The 3375-nt window shown below is 74.0% G+C and carries 2 protein-coding genes; one reads left to right on the forward strand and one right to left on the reverse strand.

The genetic code is table 11. From position 1 onward, the window contains the following. Positions 1-155: 155 nt before the first annotated feature. Complete coding sequence (locus ACY45C_RS20615) at positions 156-1505, forward strand: DUF1015 family protein (RefSeq protein WP_462189204.1); 1350 nt, start codon at positions 156-158, stop codon at positions 1503-1505. A 105-nt stretch (positions 1506-1610) separates the two neighbouring features. On the opposite strand, the gene ACY45C_RS20620 is transcribed toward ACY45C_RS20615, so the two are convergent. Continuing rightward, positions 1611-2480 carry a tetratricopeptide repeat protein gene (locus tag ACY45C_RS20620; RefSeq protein ID WP_462189205.1) on the reverse strand — a complete coding sequence of 290 codons (870 nt, stop codon included), beginning with the start codon at positions 2478-2480 and terminating at the stop codon, positions 1611-1613. Between the last annotated feature and the right edge of the window lie 895 nt (positions 2481-3375).

Genomic DNA, 3375 nt, shown 5'->3' on the forward strand with positions numbered 1-3375 from the left:
TGCGCTGTCCACCGTCCCGCCGCTCCGATGGCACGCTCGCACTACGTAAAGGTGGTGAAATGTTCCTCTCGCCCGGTTGGGCCGGCCGGAACACGGGCGGTCAGTGGCGAGGGCACTCCCGGGTCACACCGGGTCCGCACTCTCGGGGCCCTACGATGCGGCTCATGGTTGACGCCGATCGTCCCGTTCCCGCCCCGGCGGGTCTCGTGCTCGCCCCGTTCCGGGCCGCACGATTTCCGTCCTCCGGGCCGGACCTCGCCCCGCTGACCTCCCCGCCCTACGACGTCATCGACGACGCCGAGCGGGCGGAACTCCAGGCGCGCGACGAGCACAACGTGGTACGGCTCATCCTCCCCGGGGAGGACTACGACGGGGCCGCCCGCACGCTGCGGGCATGGCTGGACAGCGGGGTGCTGCGTCGCGACGAGAAGGCCTCCGTCTACGTCTACGAGGAGGAGCAGGCCGGCCATGCCCAGCGCGGGCTGATCGGGGCGGTCGCGCTGACCGATCCGGATGCGGGGATCATCCTCCCGCATGAGAACACCATGGCGGGCCCGGTCTCAGACCGGTTGGCGCTGACCCGCGCGACCCGCGCGAACCTGGAACCGATCTTCCTGCTCTACGCCGGCGGCGGCGAGACCAGCCGGGTGGTCTCGATGGTGGTCGCCACGACGCCACTGGTGGAGACGTCCACGGGCGACGGGGTGACGCACCGGCTCTGGGCCATCGACGATCCGGCGGTCCTCACCGCCATCGCCGCGGACCTGCTGCCCCGGCGCGCGGTGATCGCAGACGGCCACCATCGGTACGCCACCTACCGCCAGTACCAGGCGGAACGGCACGCCGCCGGGGATGGTTCGGGTCCCTGGGACTTCGGCCTGGCCTTCCTCGTCGACGCGACCGTCTCGGGGCCCCAGGTGCACGCCATCCACCGGGTGGTGCGTGGTCTCGGGCTCGCCGAGGCAGTGCGGCGGGCCGCCGAGGTGTTCACCGTGCGTCAGCTCGCCGGGCCCGGCGAGGGCGGTACCGCTGCCGGAGGTGGTACCACTGCCGGGGATGCCGGTGGCGTGGGGCCGGCAGGCGCGGACCCGGACGCGCTGGTGGAGGAGCTGGCCAAGGCCGGGCAGGGCGGGCACGCATTCGTGGTCACCAACGGCACCGCGGCCTACCTGCTCACCGAGCCCGACCCCGACCTGCTCGCGCGTAGTCTGCCCCCCGAGCGGTCGGCGGCCTTCCGTGGACTCGACGTCACCGTCACTCATCTTGCGTTGATCGTGGACGTCTGGGGGTTGACGGACACGGTGGGCGTGGTCGACTACCACCACGACGCGCCGGCCGCGATCGCCGCGGCGGCTGCGGCGGGAGGTACCGCGCTGCTGCTCAACCCCACCCCGATCGCCGATGTGGCGGCCGTCGCCGAGGCCGGCGAGCGGATGCCGCGCAAGTCGACGTTGTTCACCCCGAAGCCGCGCACCGGACTCGTGCTGCGTCCACTCGACGACTGACCGGCGTACGCATGACCGGCGTAGGTACGGTCCGTCTCCACCGCGGACCCACCTCCCCGCAGACCCACGGATACCGCGGGCGGAGTGGCCCTCGGCCGGACGGTCCTACCCCTCGGTCTTCGTCCCCTCGGTCTCGAGGCCGGGGCCAGGGGCGTCACCATGATCAGTAAGATCATGGTCGGTAACGTCCTGATCGACATTCGCTTCGGTATTCGCCTCGGTCCCGGCGTCCGCGCCGGGACCGGCCCGATCGGAGAGCAGGAGATCCACGCCGTCCCGCGCAGCCTCCTCGCTCTCCTCGGGGAGAGGCCGACCAGTCATGATCAGATACGCGCGGGCGTCAGCGTCAGTCTCTCCTTCGTCGATCGCCGCCGTGGAGGTGAACCAGCGTGCGGCCTCCTCGGGACGACCGGCGGCAAGCAGCGCCTCGGCATAGGCGTACCAAAGACGGGCGGTCCACGGCGCGGGCGGCGTCTTGGCCGTGGCCAGATCCCGCAGCAACACGACGGCGGCCTCCGGCTGACCGAGGTCCCGGCGGGCCCCGGAGACGACGATGAGCATCTCCGCCCGAGCGGCCGGATCAAGCTGGTCGATCTGCGGATCCCGCAGGTAGGCGACGGTACGCTCCGGCCGGCCCAGCCCCCGTTCGCTGTCCGCCATCAGCGGCAGGTTGTGCGCGGAACCGTCCATCCGACGAGCGGCCCGAAGTTCCACCAGGGCCGTCGCGTACTCCCCCGCGTGGTAAGCCGCGATACCGACCGCCTCGCGCACCGCGGGCAGGCGTGGCACTCGATCGGCGGCGGCGCGGGCGTGGGCAAGCGCGCGGGCGGGATCGTCGTCGAGCAGCAGGGCGGTTGCGACGAGATGGCGGGCGATCGTGTCGGCGAGCGACGACGGCAGCCCCCGAAGGGAGCGGCGCACGTCGTGGTCCAGCAGGTCCGCGCGGGCCTCGTCGGGAAGTGGCGGAGCCGGCACCCGGGCCCGCCGGCTGCCCTGCTCAGTCTGATCTGTCCGGCCAGCCCGGTCGGTTCTGTCGGGCCGGCCCGGCCCGGTCGGACGGCCGCCGCGGGGGCCGCCGCCCCCGGGCCTGGAAGCCTCGGTGAACGGCCGGCCGCGGTGCTCGGCGCGAGCGGCGCCGTCGCGGCGGGCCCCTCCACCGCTGGTGTCCCGGGACTCCCGCGTCTCCCGGGACTCCCGGCCTCGATCGCCGCCGGGCCGCAGGCCGGCCGAGCGCGTACCCGCGGGACGGTCGCCATCGGAACGCCAGACTCTGCCGTGAGTCGGCCGTTCAGGGCCGTCGTGCCGGGGCTGCGGGCCGTCGCTGCTGGCCCGGGCCTGCTCGGGCCGATGGAATACCGAGGAGTCGCGCCCCGGTCTGCCGTGGTCGGGACGGCTAGTCGGCCTTCCGGACCGACCGGTCTCCTCCGCGCCCGGCCGACCTCGACGCTCGCGCCAAGCTGCCTCGGCGGCACCCCGGTTGCGGGCGGAGGCTCCGTTCGCGCCCCGGTCACCGCGCGGGCCGTCGGCTCGGGAGAATCGCTCACCGCCAGCCGCCGGGGCACGCCCAGCGCCAGTCCCCTCCGGACGCCGAGCCCCACCCGGGCGGCGGTCGAACGAGGAAGCCGAGGAGGAAGAGGAGCTGGAGGAACTACCGGATCCCGCATCGCCCGCACGCGGCGATCCGCCGTACCGGGTGTTGCCGTACCGGGTGTTGGAGTCCGAACCCCTGGAGCGGTCCGGCCGGCCCTGGCCCTCCGGGCCGCGGCGGAACTGGCCCGCCCCACCCCGCGTTCCACCCCGCGCACCGCTCTGCCCGCCGCCGCGCGCACCCTGGCGCGCACTCTGGTCGCCGCCGCACGCACCCTGGCCC

This window comes from Frankia sp. CcWB2 (genome assembly GCF_977927585.1).